Origin of the sequence: Arthrobacter sp. Hiyo1, from assembly GCF_001263615.2 — a bacterium.
GTDB lineage: Bacteria > Actinomycetota > Actinomycetes > Actinomycetales > Micrococcaceae > Arthrobacter.
The window spans coordinates 369104-370581 of the sequence record NZ_DF952469.1 but is presented as its reverse complement, the minus strand read 5'-3'; the positions used below and the strand labels follow the sequence as shown (position 1 = coordinate 370581).

General features: G+C 63.6%; 3 protein-coding genes. 2 read left to right on the top strand and 1 reads right to left on the bottom strand.

Translation table 11 applies throughout. The annotated features are described in order from the left end of the window. Positions 1-297, bottom strand: a 297-nt coding sequence (locus AHiyo1_RS06165; RefSeq protein ID WP_253257183.1) for a TIGR03089 family protein, incomplete at its 3' end; no start/stop codon positions are given. 365 nt (positions 298-662) lie between these two features. Here AHiyo1_RS06165 and AHiyo1_RS26280 point away from each other — a divergent pair. Both AHiyo1_RS26280 and AHiyo1_RS06155 read left to right on the top strand, forming a co-directional pair. Continuing rightward, positions 663-1208, top strand: coding sequence for a WhiB family transcriptional regulator (locus AHiyo1_RS26280; protein ID WP_084784377.1), 546 nt, complete (start codon positions 663-665; stop codon positions 1206-1208). Continuing rightward, the coding region (locus tag AHiyo1_RS06155; protein ID WP_445286198.1) for a glycosyltransferase family 2 protein at positions 1205-1478 on the top strand (274 nt) is incomplete at its 3' end. The genes AHiyo1_RS26280 and AHiyo1_RS06155, both read left to right, overlap by 4 nt.

Sequence of the window (1478 nt, the reverse complement as noted above, 5' to 3'; positions counted from 1 at the left end):
GTCCGTGACAAGCAGGTCGGCGCTGCCGCCGTCGAGCACCAGTTCCATCCCCAACTGCCATCCGGCCAGCGCCCATACGAGGGACTTCCAATGGGCCGGCAGGTCGAGGCGAAGGCTCATGCCCGGTTCGGCGTCGAACTCGTCCTGGAGTAGGTTGCTGGTCTTGGCCACCCAATTGTCCAGGACCCGTCCCGAGAGCTCCACCCGTTCGGCGTCCGGCCCGTACCAGGTCAGCCGGGGGGATGTGGCGTGTCCGGAGCGCAGGGCTGCCATCAGGTTCATCGCGGGGGTGTTCATGGCTACATCTTGCCACGGGGCGTCCGGCCCGGCGCAGGCGGGTATGACTTGCGCCACATGGGGCCAAGGGCCGGTGACGGCACGGCGCTTGAGGGGCCAAGCAATTTCCCTGAAATTCAATGAAAATACATCTTAAGTGAGTCGAAGCTTCCGTTTTTCCGCGGAAGCGCGCGGATGGGGCAAAAAAATCGCGGGCGTGGCGCGGCGGGAGTTAGTGCGGAAAGTTGATTATTATCCCGGCGCGGCTTGACGGCTTGGTAGTTACACACGTGTAATTAGATATCGAACGCCGCTGCGGGAGTATCGGGTACATAACCGAGTACCGAATGAGCACGGCAGCAGCTGCACACATCAGGAGGGACGCCATGGGGCAAGCGTTGCGTATCCAGGAAGATGCAGTCGTCGCGGAATATGCGTCGGTGAAGTACCGGTCGCGTGAAGTTCCGGGGGATTGGTATGTTGACCCGGCAGATCCGCAGGCGGCGGACCGCTACATAGAGACCACTCGGGAGTCGCTGGAAGACGAGGCAACAGCCTTTCTTGCTGCCCACGAGGCTCTTGTGGGAGGCACGCCGGCAGATCCGGAGGATGATCTCGACGATCCTCCGATGGAGCTGCGCCGTCCGCTCGACAACCCGGCCCAGCCGGTGTGGATCGGGCTTCCGCGCCAGGGGGACTTCGACGACGAAGGCGAACTCGGCTGGCAGACGGACGCCTTGTGCGCCCAGACGGACCCGGAGGCGTTCTTCCCTGAGAAGGGCGGCTCCACGCGGGATGCCAAAAAGGTTTGCGGTGCGTGCAATGTCCGTTCGCAGTGCCTTGAATACGCACTCGCCAATGATGAACGTTTTGGTATCTGGGGCGGGCTCTCCGAGCGTGAACGCCGCAGGCTGAGGAAGCGAGCGGTCTGATTCTCAAGGCAGTACACGTTACCGCCGTCGTCGTCTCGCACGACGGCGGTAACTATCTCCCCAGAACCCTGGCGGCTCTGCTGGACCAGACGCGTCCGGCAGATGCCGCCATTGGCATTGATACGGGCTCCCGCGACAAGTCCGCCGCGTTGCTGCAGCGGGCTCTCGGCAAGGCCAATGTCACCGGCACGGGCGAACACAAAACAGGTTTCGGTGCGGCCGTCATGGCCGCCCTGGCCCGCTCGGCGCCACCTTCGCGGGAGCCGGGAG

Bases quoted from the DNA above. Each gene is read 5' to 3' on its own strand.
- AHiyo1_RS26280 (WP_084784377.1), top strand. From the start codon at position 663: ATGGGGCAAGCGTTGCGTATCCAGGAAGATGCAGTCGTCGCGGAATAT.